Raw genomic sequence first — 22,233 nt, 5'->3', positions numbered from 1 at the left:
GGGCGGGTGTGGCGGGAGAAGAGGGGGGCGGCGAGGTGGGAGAACCGGTCATGCGTCCATTGTGCCGTGCGGCATGCTGCCGGTATGCATGAGCAGCCGCCGGCCGAGCCGCCGCCACCGCCGGACCCGCACCGTGTCGCGAAGGTGGCGATGCGGGTGCTGGCGGCGGTGTTCGTGGCGTCGGCGGTGGCGGCCGTGCTGGTGGTGACGTGGGTGCTGCGGGGCTGACGGGCGGCGGGTGCTGCGGCCGGGGCGCGCCGTGGCAGGGGATGCCGGGCGGTCGTAGGCTGGCCGTATGTCGACCCATGCGAAGCGTGAACGGCTCCTTCTGGCCGACCTGTTGGAGAGCGCCGGCCCCGAGGCCGCGACCCTGTGCGAGAACTGGACGGCGCGGGATCTGGCCGCGCACGTGGTGGTGCGCGAGCGGCGCGCCGACGCGTCCGCGGGGATCCTCGTCAAGCCGCTGGCGGCGCGGCTGGAGCGGGTGCAGGCGGAGTTCGCGGCGAAGCCGTACGAGGAGCTGATCCAGCTGATCAGGACCGGGCCGCCGAAGATGTCGCCGTTCGCGCTGAAGCAGATCGACGAGGCGTCCAACACGGTCGAGTTCTTCGTGCACGCCGAGGACGTACGGCGCGCCCAGCCGGACTGGGCGCCGCGCGAGCTGGACCCGGTCTTCTCGGACGCGCTGTGGGTCCGGTTGGAGCGGGCGGCCCGTGTGCTGGGCCGGAAGGCGCCGGTCGGGCTGGTGCTGCGGCGGCCGGACGGGCAGACGGCGGTGGCGCACCGGGGCACCCCGGTGGTGACGGTCACCGGCGAGCCGGGCGAGCTGACGCTGTTCGCGTTCGGGCGGCAGAGCGCGGCGGACGTGGAACTGGACGGGGACGAGGACGCGGTCGCCAAGGTGCTGGAGGCGAGGCTGGGCGTCTGAGACGCGCCGGCCGGTCCGCCGGGTCAGGACGTCTCCAGGCCCAGGTGCGCCATCAGGATGCGCTCCAGCTCGCGGGCGGCCCGCGGCGGGGAGACGTCGCCGCGGTGCGCGACGGAGACCACCCGGTGCATGCCGGGGGTGGCGAAGCGGGTGACGCGCAGTCCGGAGCGTTCGGCCACCATGCTGGGGACGACGGCGATGCCGAGCCCGGCGCGGACGAAGCCGAGGACCGCGTCCATCTCGCCGCCCTCGACGGTGAAGGTGGGTTCGAAGCCGGCCGCCCGGCACGCCGCGGTGGTGAATTCCCGCAGGTCGTAGCCGCGGCGGAACATGGCCAGCGGCCGGCCGCGCAGGTCCTCGACGCGGATCCGGGTGCGCCGGCCGCCCACCGGGGCCGGGCGGTCCGGGGCGGAGACCACCACCAGCTCCTCGCGCAGCAGTTCGGAGGTGGCCAGCGCCGGGGCCTGTACGGGCAGCGGCGTGATGATCAGCGCCAGGTCCAGCTCGCCGTCGGCCAGCGCCCGTACGAGGTCCTGCGAGCCGTCCTCGGTGACGATCAGTTCGACGCCCGGGTAGGTGGCGTGGAAGGCGCTCAGGACGTCGGGGACGAGGCTGGCGCAGAGGCTGGGCGGGGCCCCGAGGCGGAGCCGGCCGCGGCGCAGCTGGGCGACCTCCTGGACCTCGCGGCGGGCGGTCTCGGTGTCGGCGAGGATCCGCCGGGCCAGCGGCAGCAGGGTCTCGCCGGCGTCGGTGAGGGTGATGTGGCCGCGCGCGCGGTGGAACAGCTCGGCGCCCAACTCCCGTTCCAGGGACCGGATCTGCTGGGACAGGGACGGCTGGGCGACGTGTTCGCGCTCGGCGGCCCGGGTGAAGTGGCGGGTGTCGGCGACGGCGGTGAAGTAGCGGAGCTGCTGCAACTGCATAAGGGGAATATAAAGCAGCGATAGTTTGCGCCTATGGAGATGAGCCGCACCATGTCTTGGACTGATCGGCGGCACCGTCCCTACCGTCGGGACCCATGGCACTGGACACAAGGACGGATCGACGGCCGTCCTTCACGGGCGTTCTGTGGCGCTCGACCGTCGGCAAGAAGACGGCGATGGCCGTCAGCGGCATCGTGATGCTGCTGTATCTGGTCGTCCACATGATGGGCAACCTCAAGATCTTCTTCGGGGCCCCGGACTTCAACTCCTACGCCGCCTGGCTGCGCACCATCGGCGAGCCCTTCCTGCACCACGAGTGGTTCCTGTGGATCGCCAGGGTGGTGCTGGTCGCCGCGGTCGTCACGCACGCGGTGGCCGCCTACCAGCTCAGCCGCCGGGACATCGCCGCCCGCCCCACGAAATATGCCCGCCCGTCGCCCGGCCGCCGCCCCTGGCCGAGGCTCCCCCAGACTTCGTCCGGGGGGACCCCCATCGCGCCGCGCCTCCTTCTGCGCCGCCGTGCGAGCTACGCCACCCGCACCATGCGCTGGGGAGGCGTCATCCTCGGCCTGTTCATCGTCTGGCACGTCCTGGACCTGACGACGCTGACGGTGAACCCGCGCGCCGAGGCCGGCCACCCGTACCAGAACGTGGTGGCGACCTTCTCCACCTGGTACGGCGACGTGATCTACATCGTGGCGATGCTCGCGCTCGGCCTGCACATCCGGCACGGCTTCTGGAGCGCCGCGCAGACCCTGGGCGCCAACCGGCCCGGCCGCGACCGGCTGTTCAAGGGCCTGGCGAACGTCCTCGCCGCCGTCCTGACCGTCGGCTTCATCGCCGTCCCCGTCTCCGTGATGACCGGAGTAGTGAGCTGACATGAGTTCGTACACGCACTACGCGACCGGCGATCCGGTCGCCGACACCAAGGCGCCGGGCGGGCCGGTCCACGAGCGCTGGGACACCCGGCGCTTCGAGGCGAAGCTGGTCAACCCGGCCAACCGCCGCAAGCACACGGTGATCGTCGTCGGCACCGGCCTGGCGGGCGGCGCGGCCGGCGCCACGCTCGCCGAACAGGGCTACCACGTCGAGCAGTTCTGCTACCAGGACTCGCCGCGCCGGGCGCACTCCATCGCCGCGCAGGGCGGCATCAACGCCGCGAAGAACTACCGCAACGACGGCGACTCCGTCCACCGGCTGTTCTACGACACCGTCAAGGGCGGCGACTTCCGCGCCCGCGAGTCCAACGTGCACCGGCTCGCCCAGATCTCCGTCGAGATCATCGACCAGTGCGTGGCCCAGGGCGTGCCGTTCGCCCGCGAGTACGGCGGGCTGCTGGACACCCGCTCGTTCGGCGGCGTCCAGGTCTCCCGCACGTTCTACGCCCGCGGCCAGACGGGGCAGCAGCTGCTGCTCGGCGCCTACCAGGCGCTCTCCCGGCAGATCGCGGCCGGCACCGTCCGGCTGCACGCCCGCACCGAGATGCTCGACCTGATCGTCGTCGACGGCCGGGCCCGCGGCATCGTCGCCCGCGACCTGGTCACCGGCGGGATCTCCGCGTACTTCGCGGACGCGGTGGTGCTGGCGTCCGGCGGCTACGGCAACGTCTTCTACCTGTCGACGAACGCCATGAACTCCAACGCCACCGCCGTCTGGCGGGCGCACCGCCGCGGCGCGTACTTCGCCAACCCCTGCTTCACCCAGATCCATCCGACCTGCATCCCGCGCACCGGCGACCACCAGTCCAAGCTGACGCTGATGAGCGAGTCGCTGCGCAACGACGGCCGGATCTGGGTGCCGAAGGCCAAGGGCGACAGCCGCCCGCCGGCCGCGATCCCCGAGGACGAGCGCGACTACTACCTGGAGCGGATCTACCCGTCCTTCGGCAACCTCGTCCCGCGCGACATCGCCTCCCGCGCGGCGAAGAACGTCTGCGACGAGGGCCGCGGCGTCGGCCCCGGCGGCCAGGGCGTCTACCTGGACTTCGCGGACGCCATCGCGCGGATGGGCCGCGAGGCCGTGGCGGCCAAGTACGGCAACCTCTTCGACATGTACGCGCGGATCACCGCCGAGGACCCGTACACGGTCCCGATGCGGATCTACCCGGCCGTGCACTACACCATGGGCGGGCTGTGGGTCGACTACGACCTCCAGACCACGATCCCGGGCCTGTTCGCGGTCGGCGAGGCCAACTTCTCCGACCACGGCGCCAACCGGCTGGGCGCGAGCGCGCTGATGCAGGGCCTGGCGGACGGCTACTTCGTCCTCCCGTCCACGATCAACGACTACCTGGCGCGCCACCCGCATCGGGCCGTCGACGACCATGTCACCGCCGACCACCCGGTGGTCCAGGAGGTGCTGGCCGAGACCGGGGACCGGCTGAACCTGCTGCTCGCCGTCGACGGCGACCGCACCCCCGACTCCTTCCACCGCGAGATCGGCGAACTCATGTGGGAGTACTGCGGGATGGCCCGCACGGACGAGGGGCTGCGCAAGGCCCTCGACCGGATCCCGCAGATCCGCGAGGAGTTCTGGCGCCGCATCAAGGTGCCCGGCACCGGCGAAGAGTTCAACCAGTCGCTGGAGAAGGCGAACCGCATCGTCGACTACCTGGAGCTCGCCGAGCTGATGTGCCTCGACGCCCTGCACCGCGCGGAGTCCTGCGGCGGCCACTTCCGCGCGGAGTCCCAGACCCCGGACGGCGAGGCCGCCCGCGACGACGAGGCGTTCTCCTACGCCGCCGCCTGGGAGTTCACCGGGACCGGCGCGGCCCCCACCCTCCACAAGGAAGACCTGGTCTTCGAGTACGTCCACCCCACTCAGCGGAGCTACGCATGAGGCTCACCCTGCGCGTCTGGCGCCAGAAGAACGCCGACGCCCCCGGCACCATGACCCCCTACGAGGTCGACGGCATCTCGCCCGACATGTCGTTCCTCGAAATGCTCGACACCCTCAACGAGCAGCTGATCCTGGACGGTGACGATCCGGTCGCCTTCGACCACGACTGCCGCGAGGGGATCTGCGGCGCGTGCAGCCTGGTCATCAACGGCGACGCCCACGGGCCCGAGCGGACCACCACCTGCCAGCTGCACATGCGGTCGTTCTCCGACGGCGACACCATCGACATCGAGCCCTGGCGCGCCGCGGCCTTCCCGGTCGTCAAGGACCTGGTCGTCGACCGCTCCGCCTTCGACCGGATCATCCAGTCCGGCGGCTACATCACCGCGCCCACCGGCTCCGCCCCCGAGGCGCACGCCACCGCCGTCCCCAAGCCGGCCGCCGACACCGCCTTCGAGCACGCCGAGTGCATCGGCTGCGGCGCGTGCGTGGCGGCCTGTCCCAACGGCTCGGCGATGCTCTTCACCTCCGCCAAGGTCGTCCACCTCAACTCGCTGCCGCAGGGCGCCCCGGAGCGGGAGACCCGGGTCCTGAACATGGTCGGCACGATGGACGCCGAGGGCTTCGGCGGCTGCACCAACACCGGCGAGTGCGCCACAGCCTGCCCGAAGGGCATACCGCTCTTCAGCATCGCGACGATGAACCGGGAGTTCGTCCGGGCGGCGCGGAAGCGCTGACCGGCGGGGCCGGGCCGGACGGGCCCGGCCCGGCGGTCCTCAGCGGACCGGGTGCCCCGCCTCGCGCAGGGCCTCCTTGACCTGGCCGATGCGCAGGTCGCCGAAGTGGAAGACCGAGGCGGCGAGCACCGCGTCGGCGCCGGCGGCGACCGCCGGGGCGAAGTCGCCGAGCCTGCCGGCGCCACCGGAGGCGATGACCGGCACGGACACGTGCTTGCGGACCGCCTCGATCATCTCCACGTCGTAGCCGTCCTTGGTGCCGTCGGCGTCCATGGAGTTGAGCAGGATCTCGCCGGCGCCCAGCTCGGCGGCGCGGTGCGCCCACTCGACGGCGTCGATACCGGCCGAGCGGCGACCGCCGTGGGTGGTGACCTCGAAGGTGCCGGCGGCGGTACGGCGGGCGTCGACGGAGAGCACCAGCACCTGGCTGCCGAAGCGTTCGGCGATCTCCCTGATCAGGTCGGGGCGGGCGATCGCGGCGGTGTTGACGCCGACCTTGTCCGCGCCGGCGCGCAGCAGCTTGTCGACGTCCTCGGTGGTGCGGACGCCGCCGCCGACGGTGAGCGGGATGAAGACCTGCTCGGCGGTGCGCCGGACGACGTCGTAGGTCGTCTCGCGGTTGCCGGAGGAGGCGGTGATGTCGAGGAAGGTCAGCTCGTCGGCGCCCTCCTGGCCGTAGACCTTCGCCATCTCGACGGGGTCGCCCGCATCGCGCAGGTTCTGGAAGTTGACACCCTTGACGACGCGGCCGTTGTCGACGTCCAGGCAGGGGATGACGCGGACCGCCAGGGTCATGTCGGTTCAGCCCTCTCTGACAGTTTCCCGGGACGGGTCCCGGAAGGCTTCTAGTTCTACTTCGACGAGTACGCGGGAGTCGACGAAGCCGGAGACCACGACCACGGTCGCGGCGGGCGGCGCGGCCTCGAAGAGCTCGCGGTGGGCGCGGCCGGCCGCGTCCACATCGCGCAGGTGGGTCAGGTACACACGGGTGCGCAGCACGTCGGCGGCGCCCAGGCCGAAGGGTTTGAGCGCCGCCAGCGCGTTGCCGAAGGCGACCCTGGTCTGGACGTAGGGGTCGCCCTCGCCCTGGAGGACGCCGCCGACCAGCGGCAGGGTGCCGGCGACCAGGACGCGGTCGCCGGCCGCCACGGCGCGCGCGAAGCCAATGGTCTCTTCCCAAGGACTGTCGGTCCGTACGCGCTCGATGGTCATGACGCCGCCTTCCCGTTGACCGTTACGACACTGCTGCCAGTGCCTCTTCCAGGGTGAACGCCTTCGCGTAGAGCGCCTTGCCGACGATGGCGCCCTCGACGCCCTCCGGCACCAGGGTCGCGATCGCCCGCAGGTCGTCCAGGGAGGAGACGCCGCCGGAGGCGACGACCGGGCGGTCGGTGGCCGCGCAGACGTTCTTGAGCAGTTCCAGGTTGGGGCCCTGGAGGGTGCCGTCCTTGTTGATGTCGGTGACGACGTAGCGGGCGCAGCCCTCGGAGTCCAGGCGGGCCAGCGTCTCGTACAGGTCACCGCCGTCGCGGGTCCAGCCGCGTCCGCGCAGGGTCGTGCCGCGCACGTCCAGGCCGACCGCGATCCGGTCGCCGTACCGGGCGATGATCTCGGCGACCCAGTCGGGGTTCTCCAGCGCCGCGGTGCCGATGTTGACGCGGGTGCAGCCGGTCGCCAGGGCGGCGGCCAGCGAGTCGTCGTCGCGGATACCGCCGGACAGCTCCACCTTGATGTCCATGGAGCGGGCGACCTCGGCGATCTGCGCGCGGTTGTCGCCGGTGCCGAAGGCGGCGTCCAGGTCGACCAGGTGCAGCCATTCGGCGCCGGCCCGCTGCCAGGTGAGAGCCGCCTGGAGCGGGTCGCCGTAGGAGGTCTCGGAGCCGGACTCGCCGTGCACCAGGCGGACCGCCTGGCCGTCGCGGACGTCCACGGCGGGGAGGAGTTCGAGCTGCTTCGCGGAGGGGGACATCACAGAGTCTCGATCCAATTGGTCAGGAGCTGGGCACCGGCGTCGCCGGACTTCTCGGGGTGGAACTGGGTCGCCCACAGCGGGCCGTTCTCGACCGCGGCCACGAACGGCTCGCCGTGGGTGGCCCAGGTGACCTTCGGCGGGGCGATGCTGGTGCTGCCGGTCTCCAGCTCCCAGTCGTGGACCGCGTAGGAGTGCACGAAGTAGTAGCGGGTGTCGGCGGGCAGCCCGGCGAAGAGCTGCGAGCCCTCGGCGGCGCGGACGGTGTTCCAGCCCATGTGCGGGACGACCTCGGCCTTGAGCGGGCCGACCGTGCCGGGCCACTCGTCCAGGCCCTCGGTCTCCACGCCGTGCTCGATGCCGCGGCCGAAGAGGATCTGCATCCCGACGCAGATGCCCATCACCGGACGGCCGCCGGACAGCCGGCGGCCCACGATCCAGTCACCGCGGACCTCCTTGAGGCCGCGCATGCAGGCGGCGAACGCGCCGACGCCGGGGACCAGCAGCCCGTCGGCCTTCATGGCCGTGTCGTAGTCGCGGGTGATCTCCACCTCCGCGCCGACGTGGGCCAGGGCGCGCTCGGCGGACCGGATGTTGCCGAAGCCGTAGTCGAAGACGACGACCTTCTTGGCGGCGGTCAACTCCACACCCCCAGCCGCATCACACCGGCGACCAGGCACATCGCGGAGGCGATGGCCATGAGGGTGATCACGCTCTTGGGCAGCTTCTGCTTCCAGAAGGAGTAGACACCGCCGAGGAGGAAGAGACCCACGAGGATGAAGACGGTGGACAAGCCGTTCATCAGAGGGCGCCCTTCGTGGAGGGCAGGATCCCGGCGGCGCGCGGGTCGCGCTCGCTGGCGTAGCGCAGGGCGCGGGCCAGCGCCTTGAACTGGCACTCCACGATGTGGTGGGCGTTGCGCCCGTACGGGACGTGGATGTGCAGCGCTATCTGCGCCTGGGCGACGAAGGACTCGAAGATGTGCCGGGTCATCGTCGTGTCGTAGGTGCCGATCATCGGCGCCATGTTCTCCGGCTCGGTGTGCACCAGGTACGGGCGGCCGGAGAGGTCGACGGTCACCTGGGCCAGCGACTCGTCCAGCGGGACGGTGCAGTTGCCGAAGCGGTAGATGCCGACCTTGTCGCCGAGGGCCTGCTTGAAGGCGGCACCCAGCGCGAGGGCGGTGTCCTCGATGGTGTGGTGGGTGTCGATGTGCAGATCGCCGTCGGTCTTGACCTTGAGGTCGAAGAGGCCGTGCCGGCCGAGCTGGTCGAGCATGTGGTCGTAGAAGCCGACGCCGGTCGACACGTCGACCTGGCCCGTCCCGTCGAGGTCGATCTCGACCAGAACCGTCGTCTCCTTGGTGGTGCGCTCCACGCGCCCCACGCGGGCGGTGGCCCCGCTCATCGCTTGTTCTCCTTCAGGATGCGTTCTTTCCACACCGTGCGAACCGCGTCGAGGAACGCGTCGTTCTCGGCCGGGGTGCCGGCGGTGACCCGCAGCCAGCCCGGTACGCCGTTGTCACGGACAAGTACGCCGCGGTCGAGGATCGCCTGCCAGACGGCGTGCGCGTCGTCGAAGAGGCCGAACTGGACGAAGTTGGCGTCCGAGGCGACGACCCGGCAGCCGATCGCCCGCAGTTCGTCGACCAGGCGGTCCCGCTCGCTCTTGAGCTGCTCGACGTACTTCAGGAGCGTATCGGTGTGCTCCAGGGCGGCGAGCGCGGTGGCCTGGGTGACGGACGAGAGGTGGTACGGCAGCCGGACCAGCTGGACGGCGTCGACCACGGCGGGGTCGGCGGCGAGATAGCCCAGCCGCAGCCCGGCGGCGCCGAACGCCTTGGACATCGTCCGGGAGAGCACCAGGTTCGGCCGGCCCTCGATCAACGGCAGCAGGGAGGCGCGGTGGCTGAACTCGCCGTACGCCTCGTCGACGACGACCAGCGCCCCGGCGGAGTCCGCCCTGGCGGCCTGCGCGGCCTCGTAGAGCGCCAGGACGGTGTCGGCCTCGACGGCGGTGCCGGTCGGGTTGTTCGGCGAGCAGACGAAGACCACGTCGGGCTTCCGCTCGGCGATGGCCGCCTTCGCCGCCGCGACGTCGATGGTGAAGTCGTCGTTGCGCGGGCCGGAGATCCAGCCGGTGCCGGTGCCGCGCGAGATCAGCCCGTGCATGGAGTACGAGGGCTCGAACCCGATGGCGGTGCGGCCGGGGCCGCCGAAGGTCTGGAGCAGCTGCTGGATGATCTCGTTGGAGCCGTTGGCGGCCCAGACCTGGGCGGCGGTGACCTCATGGCCGGCGGTGCGGGTGAGGTAGCCGGCCAGCGCGGTGCGCAGCTCGACCGCGTCCCGGTCGGGGTAGCGGTTCAGCTGCCGGGCGGCCTCGGTGACCCGCTCGGCGATCCGCCGGACCAGCGGCTCGGGGAGCGGGTAGGGGTTCTCGTTGGTGTTGAGGCGCACCGGGACGTCCAACTGCGGCGCGCCGTAAGGGGACTTGCCGCGCAGCTCGTCCCTGATGGGGAGATCGTCGATCTTCGTCACGTACGTGCTCACTTGCTCTGGGGGACCGTCCAGCCGAACCTTGCCTTGAGCGCCGCGCCGTGGGCCGGGAGGTCCTCGGCCTCGGCGAGGGTCACCACATGGTGGGCGACCTCGGCCAGCGCCTCGCGGGAGTAGTCCACGACGTGGATGCCGCGCAGGAACGACTGGACCGACAGCCCGGAGGAGTGGCAGGCGCAGCCGCCGGTGGGCAGGACGTGGTTGGAGCCGGCGCAGTAGTCGCCGAGCGACACCGGGGCGTACGGGCCGACGAAGACCGCGCCGGCGTTGCGGACCCGGGCGGCGACGGCGGCGGCGTCGGCGGTCTGGATCTCCAGGTGCTCGGCGCCGTACGCGTCGACGACCTTCAGGCCCGCGTCCAGGCCGTCGACGAGGACGATCGCCGACTGCCGGCCGGCGAGCGCCGGGACGATCCGGTCCTCGACGTGCTTGGTGGCCGCGATCTGCGGCTCCAGCTCCTTCTCGGTCCGCTCGGCCAGCTCCACCGAGTCGGTGACCAGCACGGCGGCGGCCATCGGGTCGTGCTCGGCCTGGCTGATCAGGTCGGCGGCGACGTGCACCGGGTCGGCGGTCTCGTCCGCGAGGATCGCGATCTCGGTGGGCCCGGCCTCGGAGTCGATGCCGATCCGGCCCTTGAGGAGGCGCTTGGCGGCGGCCACGTAGATGTTGCCGGGGCCGGTGACGAGGTTGGCCGGGGCGCACTCGTCGGTGCCGTACGCGAACATCGCGATGGCCTGGGCGCCGCCGGCGGCGTAGACCTCGTCCACGCCGAGGAGGGCGCAGGCGGCCAGGATCGTCGGGTGCGGCAGGCCGCCGAACTCCACCTGCGGCGGGGAGGCCACGGCCAGCGACTCGACGCCGGCCTCCTGCGCCGGGACCACGTTCATGACGACGGAGGAGGGGTAGACCGACCGGCCGCCGGGCACGTACAGCCCGACCCGCTCGACCGGGACCCAGCGCTCGGTGACCGTGCCGCCGGGGACGACCCGCGTCGTGACGTCGCTGCGGCGCTGCTCGCGGTGGACGATCCGGGCGCGCCGGATCGACTCCTCCAGGGCGGCCCGCACGGCCGGGTCCAGCGCGGCGAGGGCGTCGCGCAGCGCCTCGGTCGGGACCTTGACCCGCTCGATCTCGACCCCGTCGAACCGCCGCGCGTAATCGATCAGCGCCGCGGTGCCGCGATGGCGTACGTCCTCGCAGATGGGCCGCACTTTCTCCAGGGCGGCTTCCACGTCGAACTCGGCACGGGGCAGCAGGTCGCGCAGGGCGCCGCCCTCGGGGAGGGCGTCACCGCGCAGGTCGATTCGGGAGATCACCCCACCAGTGTCTCAGACCCGCTCTCGGAGCCGAGCGGCCGTATCACTGAGTGATACGTAGTGACACACGGCCCGGACCACCGCGGCCCGGCCCCGCGAAGTTGACCGGAGTTGGCCCTGACCACGCGTGTTCAAGCGGTCACGGGACGGGCAAGGGGACGGTGCGGGCGTAAGGGGACATCCGTGGGGCGGGCGGGAAGAAGGCCCGCCGGGATGCGTCCGAACAGGTAGCGCGGCGCCGTACGGCCACGTCGCGGTACGCGGCACGGCACGCACCGGCATCGCACGACACACAGGCACGTACAGCAAGGGGGATCCACCGTGACCGGAGCCAGGGACGGCGACGCGCCCGCCGACCTGCGACTTACCTCCGCGGAATGGAGCATGTGGCAGGCGTTCCGCAACGGCAGCACCTGCGATCTGCACACCGGCGAGGCGTCCCGCGACGATCCGAACGGGCAGCACCTGTGGGGCCCGGAGCGCCGGGTGCGGGCCCGGATCCTGGCGCTGCTGCTGCTCGACGGGCCGCCGGCGCAGCCCGGCCGGGTCTCCGCGCTCAAGCTCACCGGTGCGTACATCACGGACACTCTCGACCTTGCGGGCGGCACGATCAAGCCATTCGTGGAACTGCGGGACTGCCGCTTCGAGACCGAGGTGGTGCTGCCGGAGAGCCGGTTCACCACGCTGCGGATGGTGAACTGCGCGATACCCCGGCTGGAGGCGGCCCGGCTGCACACCGAGGGCGATCTGCACCTGCCCCGCTGCGTGGTGCACTCCGGTGTCCGGCTGACCGATGCGCACATAGGCACCGACCTGATGCTCAATCAGGTCGTGGTCCACAAGGACCGGCAGGGCCGCTCGATCGTGGCGGACGGGCTGACCGTCGGCCAGGACCTCCAGGCCGAGATGCTGGAGTCGTACGGCGAGCTGTCGCTGCGCGGCGCCACGATAGGTGTGTCGCTGAGCCTGCGCGGCAGCCACCTGAGCAATCCCTTCGGCCGCCGGGCGCTGAACGCCCCCCAGCTGACCGTCGGGCGCACCCTGTACCTGACCGCCGCGGGGCTGGCCAACTCCCCGTTCTCCAGCGGGGCCACGCCCCCGTACGGCATCACCCACACCCCGGCCCGCGGCACGCGGATGCAGCGCTTCGAGTGCGAGGGCGGGGTGCGGCTGGACGACGGGCGGTTCGGGGACGCGGTGGACCTGGAGCACGCCCGGTTCATCATGGAGTCCGACCAGGAGCTGTCGCTGCGCCGCATCCACACGCCGGAGCTGCGGTTCCTGGGCGAGCGCCCGCAGCGCGGCCGGGTGATCCTCTCCGGCGCCCGGGTCGTCAACCTCGTCGACAAGTCGGCCAGCTGGCCGGGGCTGGGCGGGCTGATGATGGCCGGCTTCTCCTACGAGACGCTGATCCCGCGCGGCCACTTCCCACTCGCGCTGCGGCTCCAGTGGGTGGCCGCCGCGACCCCCGAGTACGCGCCCGAGCCGTACGAGATGCTGGCCGCCTCGCTGCGCGCGATGGGCGAGGACGCGGACGCCCGGGAGGTGCAGCTGGCCAAGCAGCGGCGGCGCCGTGAGACGCTGCCGCTGGCGGCGAAGGCATGGGGGTTCCTCCAGGACTGGACGGTGGCGTACGGCTACCGGCCGGGGCGGGCCGCGCTGTGGATGGCGGTCCTGTGGGCGATCGGCACCGCGTACTTCTCCACCTATCCTCCGCCGCTCCTCAAGCACGACGAGATGCCGCACTGGAACCCGTACCTCTACTCGCTGGACCTGCTGCTGCCGCTGGTGGATCTCCATCAGGGCGAAGTCTGGGCGCCGGCCGGCATCTCCCAGTGGGTGGCGGCGGTGATGATCCTGGCGGGGTGGGTGCTGGCGACGACCATGGCGACCGGTGCGTCCCGGCTGCTGCAACGGCAATAGCACCGGTACGGGGACGGGGTGGTGGCCCGCGCCGCCGTAGGCTCTAGGCTTACGGGCTGTGACCTCCGTTCGTCTGCCGCTCTTCCCCCTCAACTCGGTGCTGTTCCCGGGACTGGTGCTCCCGCTGAACGTCTTCGAGGCGCGGTACCGGGCGATGATGCGCGATCTCCTGGCTGCGCCCGAGGACGACCGCCGGTTCGCCGTGATCGCCATCCGGGACGGCCGCGAGGTCGCGCCCACCGCGCCCGGACTGCCGGACGCCACCCTCCCGGCCGGCGACGGCCCGGCCGCGGGCTTCGGCGACGAGCCGATCCGGGCGTTCCACGCCGTCGGCTGCGTCGCGGACGCGGCGACCATCCGGGAGAAGCCCTCCGGCTCCGGCTCCGGCTCCGGCTACGAGGTCCTGGCCACCGGCACCACCCGCTTCCGGCTGCACTCGGTGGACGCCTCCGGGCCGTATCTGACGGCCGAGGTGACGGAGCTGGCGGAGGACCAGGGCGAGGGCGCCGGGGCGCTGGCGTCGGGGGTCGTCCGGGCCTTTCGCACGTACCAGAAGCGGCTGGCCTGGGCGCACGAGCGGACCCTGTCCAGCGGCCAGGACCTGCCCGCCGACCCGTCGGTGCTGTCGTACCTCGTCGCCGCGGCAGCCGTCCTGGACGTGCCCGCCAAGCAGCAGCTGCTGGAGGCGCCGGACACCGCGGCCCGGCTCGGGCAGGAGCTGAAACTGCTTCGCCACGAGACGGCGCTGCTCGGTAAGCTCCCGTCGCTGCCGGCCGTGGACCTGACCCGGCAGCCGACCAGCCCCAACTGACGCGCGGCGGCCGGGAGTCCGGACGGCCGCACGGCGGAGCGGTGCCGGCCGCGCGCTCCCGGGTCCGGGTTCCGTACGAGTGAGGCGACATCGCGGTGGCGAAAAAGGCGAAGCAGGGCAAGAAGGGCGGCCAGCAGTCCGGCGGCACCCCCGCGACGGTGGCGCTGGCCGCGTCCGGGGTCCCGTTCACGGTCCATGCCTACGAGCACGACCCGGCCGCTCCGTCGTACGGCGAGGAGGCCGCCGAGGCGCTGGGGGTCTCCCCCGACCAGGTGTTCAAGACGCTGCTCGCGGATGTCGACGGCACGCTCACGGTCGCCGTGGTGCCGGTCTCCGGCTCGCTCGACCTGAAGGCGCTGGCCGCCGCGGTGGGCGGCAAGCGGGCCGCGATGGCCGATCCGGCGGCGGCCGAGCGCAGCACCGGCTACGTCCTGGGCGGGATCTCCCCGCTCGGCCAGCGCAAGCGGCTGCGCACCGTCGTGGACGCCTCGGCGCAGGGCCGGCCCACGGTGTGCGTCTCGGCGGGGCGGCGCGGCCTGGAGGTCGAGCTGGCGCCGGACGACCTGGTCGCGCTGACGGACGCACGGATCGCGCCGATCGCCCGCGGCTGAACTCCGTCCGGTTCGGCCGGCGCACGCCCTTTACGATGCCGCCTCCCTCGGCTACGACCGGGGAGGAGGTACAGCCATGTCGAAGCGGACCCGCAAGCGGAAGTGGCGCATCAGGAAGGGCCGGGCCAACCACGGGCGCCGGCCGTCCTGAAGCACGGCAGGCACGTCCTGAAGGAGGGACGACCCACCGGCCGGGCGTCAGCCGCCGGCCGGTGGCTCCTGCGGCGACTCCTGCTGCGGCTCCTGCTGCGGCCGGCCGGACCAGTCCGGCCACTCCGGCTCCGGGTCGCGCGGGCCGAACAGCCCGACCAATGCCAGCAGCGCGAGCATCGACGCGATCGGCCAGGCCAGCAGCGCGCCCTTCGCCTGGAGCCGCAGCGGGCCGTCGAAGACCACTCCGGGCCCGACCTGCCGGGCGTGCGCGACCACGTCCGGGGTGGGCCCCAGCCACATCCCGACCAGCCAGCCGAGCGCGGCGCCCAGCAGCCCGCCGACGACCAGCGAGACCACCAGCGGGACCCCGCCGCGCCGCCGGAAGTAGAAGACCGCGGCGGCGGTCACCACGCCGAAGGCCAGGCCCAGCAGGGCGAAGGTGCCGTCGGCGCCGATCGCCTCCTCGCCCTCGGTGTTCTTGAGGTAGACGTTGTGGGTGTCCGCGACCAGCGGGATACGCGGCGCCAGCCAGGCCCACAACACCCCCAGCAGCGCCCCGCTCAGCGCCACCAGCAGCGCGATCAGCACGCCCTCGCGCAGCTCGCGGGCGAACTCGGGGCCGCCGCCGTCGGGTGCGGTGTCGGGGGCCGGAACGGCCTGGTGCGGGTGCGCTTCTTCGGACGGTTGGCCGTCGGGGGGCGTCTGCGGTGCGGTCACCCCGTCATCGTGCCAGGTCGGCACCGTGGCCCCGGCAGCAGGACGCCCGCTCGGGCCCGTCGCCCCGGTCACCGGGCCGCCGCCCGTCGGTACGCCCAGGTCGCGACGGCCAGCGAGAGCACCCCGACGGCGGCACAGACGCCCAGGTCGGCGCAGACCGCGAACCAGTCGGGACGCGGTGCGAAGCTGTGCGCCAGCGCCTCCACCCCGTAGGTCGAGGGCAGCAGATCGCGCGCCCAGCCGATCGCCTCGGGCATCCGGCCGGCCGGCAGCACGCCCAGCAGCAGCGCCGCCGACATGCCCAACTGGCCGCAGAGGGTGGCCAGTTCCTGGCGCGGCGCGAGCAGCCCGAGGGCCGCGCCGAGACCGGACAGCGCCGCGCCGGACAGCGGGACCACGGCCGCCAGCACCCACAGATGCGCCATCGGCAGCTGGAAGAGCAGACAGCCGACGACCGCGGTGACCACCGTCCCGGGCACCGTGAACGAGGCGTACGCCCCGGCCGCCCCGAGCACCACGGCGGCCGGCGGCACCGGCAGCGTCGCGTAGTGGTCGAGCCCGCCGCCGGCCCGCAGCTGGCCGAAGTACTGCGCCAGCAGGTTGAGCGCCACGAAGGCGACGACCAGCACGGCGGAGCCGGAGACCACCGACCGGGCCGGGTCGCCGCCGCTGACCACGCCGCGCAGCAGCACCATGATCCCGACGGACTGGAAGGTGGCGACGAACAGCAGCGGTATCCGGGCGACCCGGGCCCGGGAGAGCTGGGCGCGGTAGACGGCGGCGAGCGCGGGCAGCAGCCGGGCCCGCGGCGCCAGCGGGGCGGCCCGGCCGTCGTCCGGCCGCGGCCCGGCCCCGGCCACCGCCTGCGCGGGAACCACACTCACGTCGTCACCCAGCTTTCGTCGTCATGCCGTCGTCCCGACGGCGCCGCACCGGGGGCCCGGCTCGCTCCGCCGCGCCGCGCGCCGGTCCGCCCCGCGCCGCTCACGCCTTCACCAAACCCTCGGCACGCCCGCCCAGCGCCAGATACACGTCCTCCAGGCTCGGCGTGGCCAGGGTGAAGTCGTCGAGGGCCGCGAAGGCGGGACCCGCGGTGACCGCGGCGACCGCGGAGCGGGCCTCGTCGGCGGGGAGGCGGAGGGTCCAGCGGCGGCCGGAGGTGCGGGCGGCGGCGCCGAGGGCGGCGACCTCGGGGACGTCGAGCGGGGGGCGGTCCCGCCAGACCAGTTCCAGGCGGACCTCCTCCCCCACCATCTCCTTCAGGCCGCCGGGCGTGTCGCAGGCGATGACCCGGCCCCGGTCGATCACCGCGACCCGGTCGAGCACGCTCTCGGCCTCCAGGACGTTGTGGGTGACCAGGAGGACGGTGGCGCCGCGCTCGGCGCGGCGGCGGTCCACCGCGGCCCAGACGGCGCGCCGGGCGACCGGGTCCATCCCGGTGGTCGGCTCGTCCAGCACCAGCAGCGGCCGTTCGCCGATCAGCGCGGTGGCGAAGCAGGCCAGCCGCCGCTGCCCGCCGGACAGCTTCTTCAGCGCCCGCCCGGCGAGGTCCGCGAGGCCCAGTTCATCGATCACCGCGTCCCGTTCGGCGCGCGCCTCGCGGGTGCCCAGGCCGCGCAGCCGGCCGGTGGTCTCCACGGCCAGGGCGACGGTCAGCTCGTCGAGCGCGGTGGACTCCTGCCCCAGGTAGCCGAGCAGCCGGGCGGCCCGCTCGGGGTGGCGGACCAGGTCGTGGCCCAGTACGGAGATGCTCCCGGAGTCCGGCCGCAGCAGTCCGGTCAGCTGGCGGACCAGGGTGGACTTGCCGGCGCCGTTGGGCCCGAGCAGCCCGAAGATCTCGCCGCGCCGTACGTCGAGGGTGATGCCGTCACTGGCGCGCACCGCCGGCGCCTGTGCCGCCCCGCGCCGCCCGCGCAGCGCGGGGTAGGTCTTGACCAGGTCCCGCACGGCGCACACCGGCACCCCGCGCTCCACCTGTTTTGCGCCCGTCTTCACGAGCTATGAGGGTACGCGTCCCCGCCCGGCGCCCGGCCCGCGGGGCTGACCGGCGCGGGTCGCCGGGCGCACCGGTCACTCCGCGGCCGGGGCGCGTCCCGCGGCCGTGCGGAGGTCGACCTCGCGCCAGAAGCCGGCCCGGATCGCGTACCGGTCGTGCTCGTCGATCTGGTCGTCCTTGTGGGCGAGCAGCCCGAACCGGGCGGCGTAGCGGAGCAGTTCGCCGTCGATGCGGTGCGGGATGCGCGGGTACTCCGTCGAGAGCTGCTGGAGGTGGGCGGTCTCGGAGAGCCGCTCGGTCCAGCGGCGGGCGAAGACCTGGCCGACCTCGAAGGGGTCGCCGCTGACCGCCGTGATGTCCTCCTCGCGGTCGGCCCAGCGCTGCTCGGCGCTGGTCAGCTGGGCGAGGGTGGGCAGCGAGGCGGTCTCGGAGGGCTCGCCGAGCGGGCCGCCGCGCTCGACCCAGCCCTTGTCGGAGGACCAGCGGAGGGTCGCGGCGGGGGTGGCGGCGGGCTGGCCGCCGTTGCCGGCGGGGCCGGGGCCCGCGGCGTGTGCCCGGCCGAGTCCGGCCAGGTCCTTGGGGGTGGGCACGCCCCGGGAGGCGGCGGAGCCCGGCTCGTCTGCCGGTTCCTCGGGTCCGGTGCCGGGCTCGGGGCGGGCGGTGCCGTTGGCGCCGCCGTGGCCGTCGGCGTCGGGGGCCCGACCGGACCCGGCCGCGGCTGCGGCGGCGGCTGCCGCGGCCACCGCGGACTCGGGCAGCGGCGCGGAGAGGATCGCGGCGATCTCGGGGCGCGGGGCGGGCGGCGGGGCGCACGGACCGCCGAGTTCCTTGGGGCGGACCGCGCGGGTGATCCAGGTCCGGTCCAGCACGCGCCGCTCGTCGGCCTCGGCGACCAGGTCCTCCGACTGGTTGTAGTCGCCGTCGGCGGCCTGCACGGCCCAGAGGTGGACGGCGACGCCGTGCTCCTTGGCGGACATCAGTCCGGGCAGCAGATCGCCGTCGCCGGTGACCAGCACGATGTCGGAGCAGGCGCGGTTGCGGGCGAGCTCGGTCAGCTCGGCGTGCATGGCGGCGTCCACGCCCTTCTGCGCCCAGCGCCCGTCGCTGCGGGTCAGAGCGCCCAGCCGGACGGTGACCCGGGGCATCACCCGCAGCCGGCGGTGCTCGGGCTGCGGGACGCGGTCGGGGGCGCCGTCGAACCAGTAGATCCGCAGCAGCGGCCGTTCGGTGTCCGCCTCGGCGCGCTGGCGCAGGCCCTGGATGAGGGCGGCGTGGTCGACGGTGATCCGGGAACGGGCGGGTTCTCCGGCGAGCAGGCTGGCGGCGGCACCGAGCAAATACCCGGCGTCCACCAGGACGACGCAGCGGTCCACGTTCCACCCTCTTCCCTGAGGTGCTGAAGTCCGGTCGCCCCCCGGCTCGGCCCGTGGCACGAGTTCTCTTCGGCTTCCTTCGAGTCTGCCCGACCAAACGGGGGTTAACTGCGCGAACTCGATCTTCGGCGTGGCGGATTCGGCGGTGATTTCGCGTACGGCGCGTAACTGTCGTTATTACACAGGGTAATTGCCCGAAATGCAGGGATGTGTCCGGCGTGTAAGTCTGATTCCGGCCGATCCCAGGATCCCCCTCAGGAGGCACGATCATGGCCAAAAACAAGAAGGACCGGAAGCAGCCCAAGGCGAGCGAGCCCGAACGCGGCCAGCAGCAGGCGGAGAAGTCGACCATCGAGGCCATCTCCCAGTCGACGGGCCAGGGCAGCCCGGCGGACGTCGCGCGCAAGCACCAGCGGCGCTTCGGTCACAACTGACACCGCGGCGCACGCCGGCGCCCCAACTGGCATATGCCGCACATGACGTGAGGGGCGCGCCCGCATCGCGCGGGCGCGCCCCTCAGTGCACCGATCGGGCCGATGGCGGCCCGCCGCGGATCAACCCGCCAGGCAGGACGGGCCGAGCAGCACCTTCAGATCGCCGAACAGCGACGGATCGGGCGTGACCCGATGGCGGTCCAGGCGGAGCACCGTGGTCTTGCGGGCTCCCAGCAGCTTGATGCGCACCTCCGTCGAACCGCGGTGGCTGCTGAGCACCTCGCCCAGCTTCTCCACCATCGGCGGGGTGACCTTCACCGTCGGAATGGTGATCGTCACCGGGGCGTTGGCGCCCGCCTCGGAGAGGTCGGGGACCATCATCTCCATGGCGACCAGCCGCGGCACGTCCTCCCGCTTGTCGAGCCGGCCCTTGACGAACACCACGGTGTCCTCGACGAGTTGGGTGGACACCAGCTGGTACGTCGCCGGGAAGAACATGCAGTCGATGGAGCCGGCCAGGTCCTCGACGGTGGCGATCGCCCAGGCGTTGCCCTGCTTGGTCATCTTGCGCTGGAGGCCGGAGATGATGCCGCCGATGGTGACGATCGAGCCGTCCGAATAGTCACCGCCGGTCAGTTGGGCGATGGCGGCGTCGGCCTTGTCGCTCAGCACGTGCTCCAGGCCGAACAGCGGGTGGTCGGAGACGTAGAGACCGAGCATCTCGCGCTCCTGCGCGAGGAGGTAGGTCTTGTCCCACTCGATGTCGGAGAACTCCACGTCCAGCCCGAACCCGGGTCCGTCGGAAGCGCTGTCGCCGGAGTCGCCCATCCCGCCGAAGAGGTCGAACTGCCCTTCGGCTTCCTTGCGCTTGACCTGGACGACGTTGTCGATCATCGACTCGTAGTGCGCCGTCAGCCCCTTGCGGGTGTGGCCCATCTCGTCGAACGCGCCCGCCTTGATCAGCGATTCGGTGGTGCGCTTGTTGCAGACGACCGCGTCGACCTTGTCGAGGTAGTCGGGGAACGAGGCGTACTTCCCCTTGGCCTTGCGGCAGCGGATGATCGAGTCGACCACGTTCTGGCCGACGTTCCGCACCGCGGTGAGGCCGAAGAGGATGACGTCGTCGCCCTGGGCGGCGAAGTTCGCCTCGGACTCGTTGACGTTCGGCGGCAGCACCTTGATGCCCATGCGGCGGCACTCGTTCAGATAGACCGCGGACTTGTCCTTGTCGTCGCGCACCGAGGTGAGCAGTGCGGACATGTACTCGGCCGGGTAGTTGGCCTTGAGGTAGGCGGTCCAGTACGTGACCAGGCCGTACGCGGAGGAGTGCGCCTTGTTGAAGGCGTAGCCGGCGAACGGGACCAGGACGTCCCACAGGGCCTGGATGGCCTCGTCGGAGAAGCCCTTCTTCTTCGCGCCCTCCTGGAAGAGCACGAAGTTCTTCGCCAGCTCCTCGGGCTTCTTCTTGCCCATGACGCGGCGGAGGATGTCGGCCTCGCCGAGGGAGTACCCGGCGATGATCTGGGCGGCCTTCTGCACCTGCTCCTGGTAGACGATCAGGCCGTAGGTCAGGCCCAGTGTCTCCTTCAGGGGCTCTTCGAGCTCCTTGTGGATCGGGGTGATCTCCTGGCGGCCGTTCTTGCGCTCCGCGTAGTTGATGTGCGAGTTCATGCCCATCGGGCCCGGCCGGTAGAGGGCCGAGACGGCGGAAATGTCCTCGAAGTTGTCGGGCTGCATCTGGCGCAGCAGCGAACGCATCGGGCCGCCGTCGAACTGGAAGACACCAAGGGTGTCGCCGCGGCAGAGGAGTTCGAAGGTCTTGGGGTCGTCGAGCGGTACGGAGAGCAGCTCCAGCTCGATGCCCTTGTTGGCCTTCACCATCTTGACGGCGTCGTCCATGATCGTGAGGTTGCGCAGGCCCAGGAAGTCCATCTTGAGCAGGCCGAGCGACTCGCACTGGGGGTAGTCCCACTGCGTGATGGTCACGCCGTCCGTGTGCCGCACCCAGACCGGGGCGTGGTCGACGATGGGCTCGCTGGACATGATCACGCCGGCGGCGTGCACGCCCATCTGGCGCACCAGGCCCTCGACGCCCTTGGCGGTGTCGATGACCTTCTTGACGTCCGGCTCGCTCTCGTACATCCCCCGGATCTCGCCGGCTTCGCTGTAGCGCGGGTGCGAGGGGTTGGTGATGCCGTCGAGGTCGATGCCCTTGCCGAGGACGTCGGCGGGCATCGCCTTGGTGAGGCGGTCGCCCATGGCGTACGGATAGCCGAGGACGCGGGCGGAGTCCTTGATGGCGTTCTTGGCCTTGATCTTGCCGTAGGTGCCGATCATGGCGACCTTGTCGGCGCCGTACTTCTCGGTGACGTACCTGATGACCTCGACGCGCCTGCGCTCGTCGAAGTCGATGTCGACGTCGGGCATCGAGACGCGCTCGGGGTTGAGGAACCGCTCGAAGATCAGGCCGTGCTCGATCGGGTCGAGGTCGGTGATGCCCATGGCGTAGGCGACGATCGAGCCGGCCGCGGAGCCACGGCCGGGGCCCACCGCGATGCCGTTGTTCTTGGCCCACATGATGAAGTCGGCGACGACGAGGAAGTAGCCCGGGAACCCCATCTGGATGATGACGTCCATCTCGTACTCGGCCTGCTTCTGGCGGTCCTCGGGGACGCCGGCCGGGTAGCGGCGGTTCATGCCGACCCGGACCTCCTCCTGGAACCAGGTGACCTCGGTGAAGCCGTCCGGGATGTCGAACTTCGGCATCAGGTCGCGCTTCTCGAACATGCCGGTGGTGTCGACCTGCTCGGCGACCAGGAGGGTGTTGCGGCAGCCCTCCTGCCAGGCGTCCGAGGAGTCGATGGCGTACATCTCGTCCGTGGACTTGAGGTAGTAGCCGGTGCCGTCGAACCTGAAGCGGTCCGGGTCGGAGAGGTTCTTGCCGGTCTG

General features: G+C 72.2%; 24 protein-coding genes. 10 read left to right on the top strand and 14 right to left on the bottom strand.

The genetic code is table 11. The annotated features are described in order from the left end of the window. Positions 1-84 precede the first annotated feature (84 nt). Together IEZ17_RS27610 and IEZ17_RS27605 are read left to right on the top strand one after the other, a co-directional pair. A complete protein-coding gene (locus tag IEZ17_RS27610; RefSeq protein ID WP_189304732.1) occupies positions 85-228 on the top strand; it encodes a hypothetical protein in 144 nt (47 codons plus the stop codon). Positions 229-295: 67 nt separating this feature from the next. Beyond that, the gene (locus tag IEZ17_RS27605; RefSeq protein WP_189304730.1) at positions 296-928 is read left to right on the top strand and encodes a TIGR03085 family metal-binding protein; all 633 of its coding nucleotides are present in this window, start codon (positions 296-298) and stop codon (positions 926-928) included. Between the two features lie 23 nt (positions 929-951). Here the strand turns inward: IEZ17_RS27605 and IEZ17_RS27600 are convergent, their stop codons facing one another. Continuing rightward, positions 952-1,851: a LysR family transcriptional regulator gene (locus tag IEZ17_RS27600; protein ID WP_189304728.1), complete on the bottom strand. Its 900-nt coding sequence runs from the start codon at positions 1,849-1,851 to the stop codon at positions 952-954. A gap of 95 nt (positions 1,852-1,946) precedes the next feature. On the opposite strand from IEZ17_RS27600, the gene IEZ17_RS27595 reads away from it, so the two are divergent. The 3 genes from IEZ17_RS27595 to IEZ17_RS27585 are packed head-to-tail and all read left to right on the top strand — an operon-like array spanning position 1,947 to position 5,426. Then, positions 1,947-2,729 carry a succinate dehydrogenase gene (locus IEZ17_RS27595; RefSeq protein WP_189304726.1) on the top strand — a complete coding sequence of 261 codons (783 nt, stop codon included), beginning with the start codon at positions 1,947-1,949 and terminating at the stop codon, positions 2,727-2,729. 1 nt (position 2,730) lies between these two features. Next, positions 2,731-4,689 (top strand): fumarate reductase/succinate dehydrogenase flavoprotein subunit, encoded by a 1,959-nt coding sequence (locus IEZ17_RS27590; protein WP_189304724.1) that lies wholly within the window; start codon positions 2,731-2,733, stop codon positions 4,687-4,689. Next, positions 4,686-5,426 (top strand): succinate dehydrogenase/fumarate reductase iron-sulfur subunit, encoded by a 741-nt coding sequence (locus IEZ17_RS27585; protein ID WP_189304722.1) that lies wholly within the window; start codon positions 4,686-4,688, stop codon positions 5,424-5,426. The genes IEZ17_RS27590 and IEZ17_RS27585 overlap by 4 nt, the downstream gene beginning before the upstream one ends. Before the next feature lie 39 nt (positions 5,427-5,465). On the opposite strand, the gene hisF is transcribed toward IEZ17_RS27585, so the two are convergent. Genes hisF through hisD form a run of 8 tightly spaced genes read right to left on the bottom strand, consistent with a single transcriptional unit; the run spans position 5,466 to position 11,266 of the window. Continuing rightward, on the bottom strand, positions 5,466-6,221 hold the full coding sequence (hisF, locus tag IEZ17_RS27580; RefSeq protein ID WP_189304721.1) for an imidazole glycerol phosphate synthase subunit HisF: 756 nt from the start codon (positions 6,219-6,221) through the stop codon (positions 5,466-5,468). A gap of 6 nt (positions 6,222-6,227) precedes the next feature. After that, the gene (locus IEZ17_RS27575) at positions 6,228-6,638 is read right to left on the bottom strand and encodes a Rid family hydrolase (protein ID WP_189304719.1); all 411 of its coding nucleotides are present in this window, start codon (positions 6,636-6,638) and stop codon (positions 6,228-6,230) included. A gap of 22 nt (positions 6,639-6,660) precedes the next feature. Continuing rightward, positions 6,661-7,395, bottom strand: coding sequence for a bifunctional 1-(5-phosphoribosyl)-5-((5-phosphoribosylamino)methylideneamino)imidazole-4-carboxamide isomerase/phosphoribosylanthranilate isomerase PriA (gene priA / locus IEZ17_RS27570; RefSeq protein ID WP_189304717.1), 735 nt, complete (start codon positions 7,393-7,395; stop codon positions 6,661-6,663). After that, complete coding sequence (gene hisH / locus IEZ17_RS27565) at positions 7,395-8,042, bottom strand: imidazole glycerol phosphate synthase subunit HisH (protein WP_189304715.1); 648 nt, start codon at positions 8,040-8,042, stop codon at positions 7,395-7,397. The genes priA and hisH overlap by 1 nt, the downstream gene beginning before the upstream one ends. Beyond that, on the bottom strand, positions 8,033-8,197 hold the full coding sequence (locus IEZ17_RS27560) for a CG2302 family histidine operon protein (protein ID WP_189304714.1): 165 nt from the start codon (positions 8,195-8,197) through the stop codon (positions 8,033-8,035). The genes hisH and IEZ17_RS27560 overlap by 10 nt, the downstream gene beginning before the upstream one ends. Beyond that, complete coding sequence (gene hisB, locus IEZ17_RS27555; RefSeq protein ID WP_043263922.1) at positions 8,197-8,802, bottom strand: imidazoleglycerol-phosphate dehydratase HisB; 606 nt, start codon at positions 8,800-8,802, stop codon at positions 8,197-8,199. Before hisB ends, IEZ17_RS27560 begins: the two co-directional genes overlap by 1 nt. Next, a complete protein-coding gene (locus IEZ17_RS27550) occupies positions 8,799-9,932 on the bottom strand; it encodes a histidinol-phosphate transaminase (RefSeq protein ID WP_189304712.1) in 1,134 nt (377 codons plus the stop codon). Before IEZ17_RS27550 ends, hisB begins: the two co-directional genes overlap by 4 nt. Positions 9,933-9,940: 8 nt before the next feature. Beyond that, a complete protein-coding gene (hisD, locus tag IEZ17_RS27545) occupies positions 9,941-11,266 on the bottom strand; it encodes a histidinol dehydrogenase (RefSeq protein WP_189304710.1) in 1,326 nt (441 codons plus the stop codon). Between the two features lie 321 nt (positions 11,267-11,587). Here hisD and IEZ17_RS27540 point away from each other — a divergent pair, with 321 nt between their 5' ends. The 4 genes from IEZ17_RS27540 (at position 11,588) to IEZ17_RS45700 (ending at position 14,762) form a co-directional block, all read left to right on the top strand. Continuing rightward, positions 11,588-13,189, top strand: a complete 1,602-nt coding sequence (locus IEZ17_RS27540) for an oxidoreductase (protein ID WP_189304708.1) — start codon at positions 11,588-11,590, stop codon at positions 13,187-13,189. Between the two features lie 58 nt (positions 13,190-13,247). Then, a complete protein-coding gene (locus IEZ17_RS27535; protein WP_189304705.1) occupies positions 13,248-14,000 on the top strand; it encodes an LON peptidase substrate-binding domain-containing protein in 753 nt (250 codons plus the stop codon). A 95-nt stretch (positions 14,001-14,095) separates the two neighbouring features. Next, positions 14,096-14,611 carry a Cys-tRNA(Pro) deacylase gene (ybaK, locus tag IEZ17_RS27530; RefSeq protein ID WP_189304703.1) on the top strand — a complete coding sequence of 172 codons (516 nt, stop codon included), beginning with the start codon at positions 14,096-14,098 and terminating at the stop codon, positions 14,609-14,611. 76 nt (positions 14,612-14,687) lie between these two features. Next, a complete protein-coding gene (locus IEZ17_RS45700; protein ID WP_506005263.1) occupies positions 14,688-14,762 on the top strand; it encodes a hypothetical protein in 75 nt (24 codons plus the stop codon). A gap of 47 nt (positions 14,763-14,809) precedes the next feature. On the opposite strand, the gene IEZ17_RS27525 is transcribed toward IEZ17_RS45700, so the two are convergent. From IEZ17_RS27525 to IEZ17_RS27510, 4 genes are all read right to left on the bottom strand, one after another. After that, the gene (locus tag IEZ17_RS27525; RefSeq protein WP_189304701.1) at positions 14,810-15,481 is read right to left on the bottom strand and encodes an ABC transporter permease; all 672 of its coding nucleotides are present in this window, start codon (positions 15,479-15,481) and stop codon (positions 14,810-14,812) included. A 68-nt stretch (positions 15,482-15,549) separates the two neighbouring features. Next, positions 15,550-16,365 carry an ABC transporter permease gene (locus IEZ17_RS27520; protein WP_373299954.1) on the bottom strand — a complete coding sequence of 272 codons (816 nt, stop codon included), beginning with the start codon at positions 16,363-16,365 and terminating at the stop codon, positions 15,550-15,552. Positions 16,366-16,465: 100 nt separating this feature from the next. Further along, the gene (locus IEZ17_RS27515) at positions 16,466-17,455 is read right to left on the bottom strand and encodes an ABC transporter ATP-binding protein (RefSeq protein WP_189304817.1); all 990 of its coding nucleotides are present in this window, start codon (positions 17,453-17,455) and stop codon (positions 16,466-16,468) included. Between the two features lie 96 nt (positions 17,456-17,551). Next, the gene (locus IEZ17_RS27510; protein WP_189304699.1) at positions 17,552-18,850 is read right to left on the bottom strand and encodes an NYN domain-containing protein; all 1,299 of its coding nucleotides are present in this window, start codon (positions 18,848-18,850) and stop codon (positions 17,552-17,554) included. A gap of 269 nt (positions 18,851-19,119) precedes the next feature. On the opposite strand from IEZ17_RS27510, the gene IEZ17_RS27505 reads away from it, so the two are divergent. After that, positions 19,120-19,284 carry a hypothetical protein gene (locus IEZ17_RS27505; RefSeq protein ID WP_189304697.1) on the top strand — a complete coding sequence of 55 codons (165 nt, stop codon included), beginning with the start codon at positions 19,120-19,122 and terminating at the stop codon, positions 19,282-19,284. A gap of 120 nt (positions 19,285-19,404) precedes the next feature. Here IEZ17_RS27505 and dnaE read toward each other — a convergent pair. Then, positions 19,405-22,233: DNA polymerase III subunit alpha (gene dnaE, locus IEZ17_RS27500; protein ID WP_189304695.1), on the bottom strand; the 2,829-nt coding region annotated here is incomplete at its 5' end.

It is taken from the genome of Streptomyces albospinus, assembly GCF_014648695.1.
In the GTDB taxonomy this organism is placed as follows: Bacteria; Actinomycetota; Actinomycetes; order Streptomycetales; family Streptomycetaceae; genus Streptomyces; species Streptomyces albospinus.
Note: the sequence above shows the minus strand (reverse complement) of the source record. Positions and strands in the feature narration are given on the sequence as shown.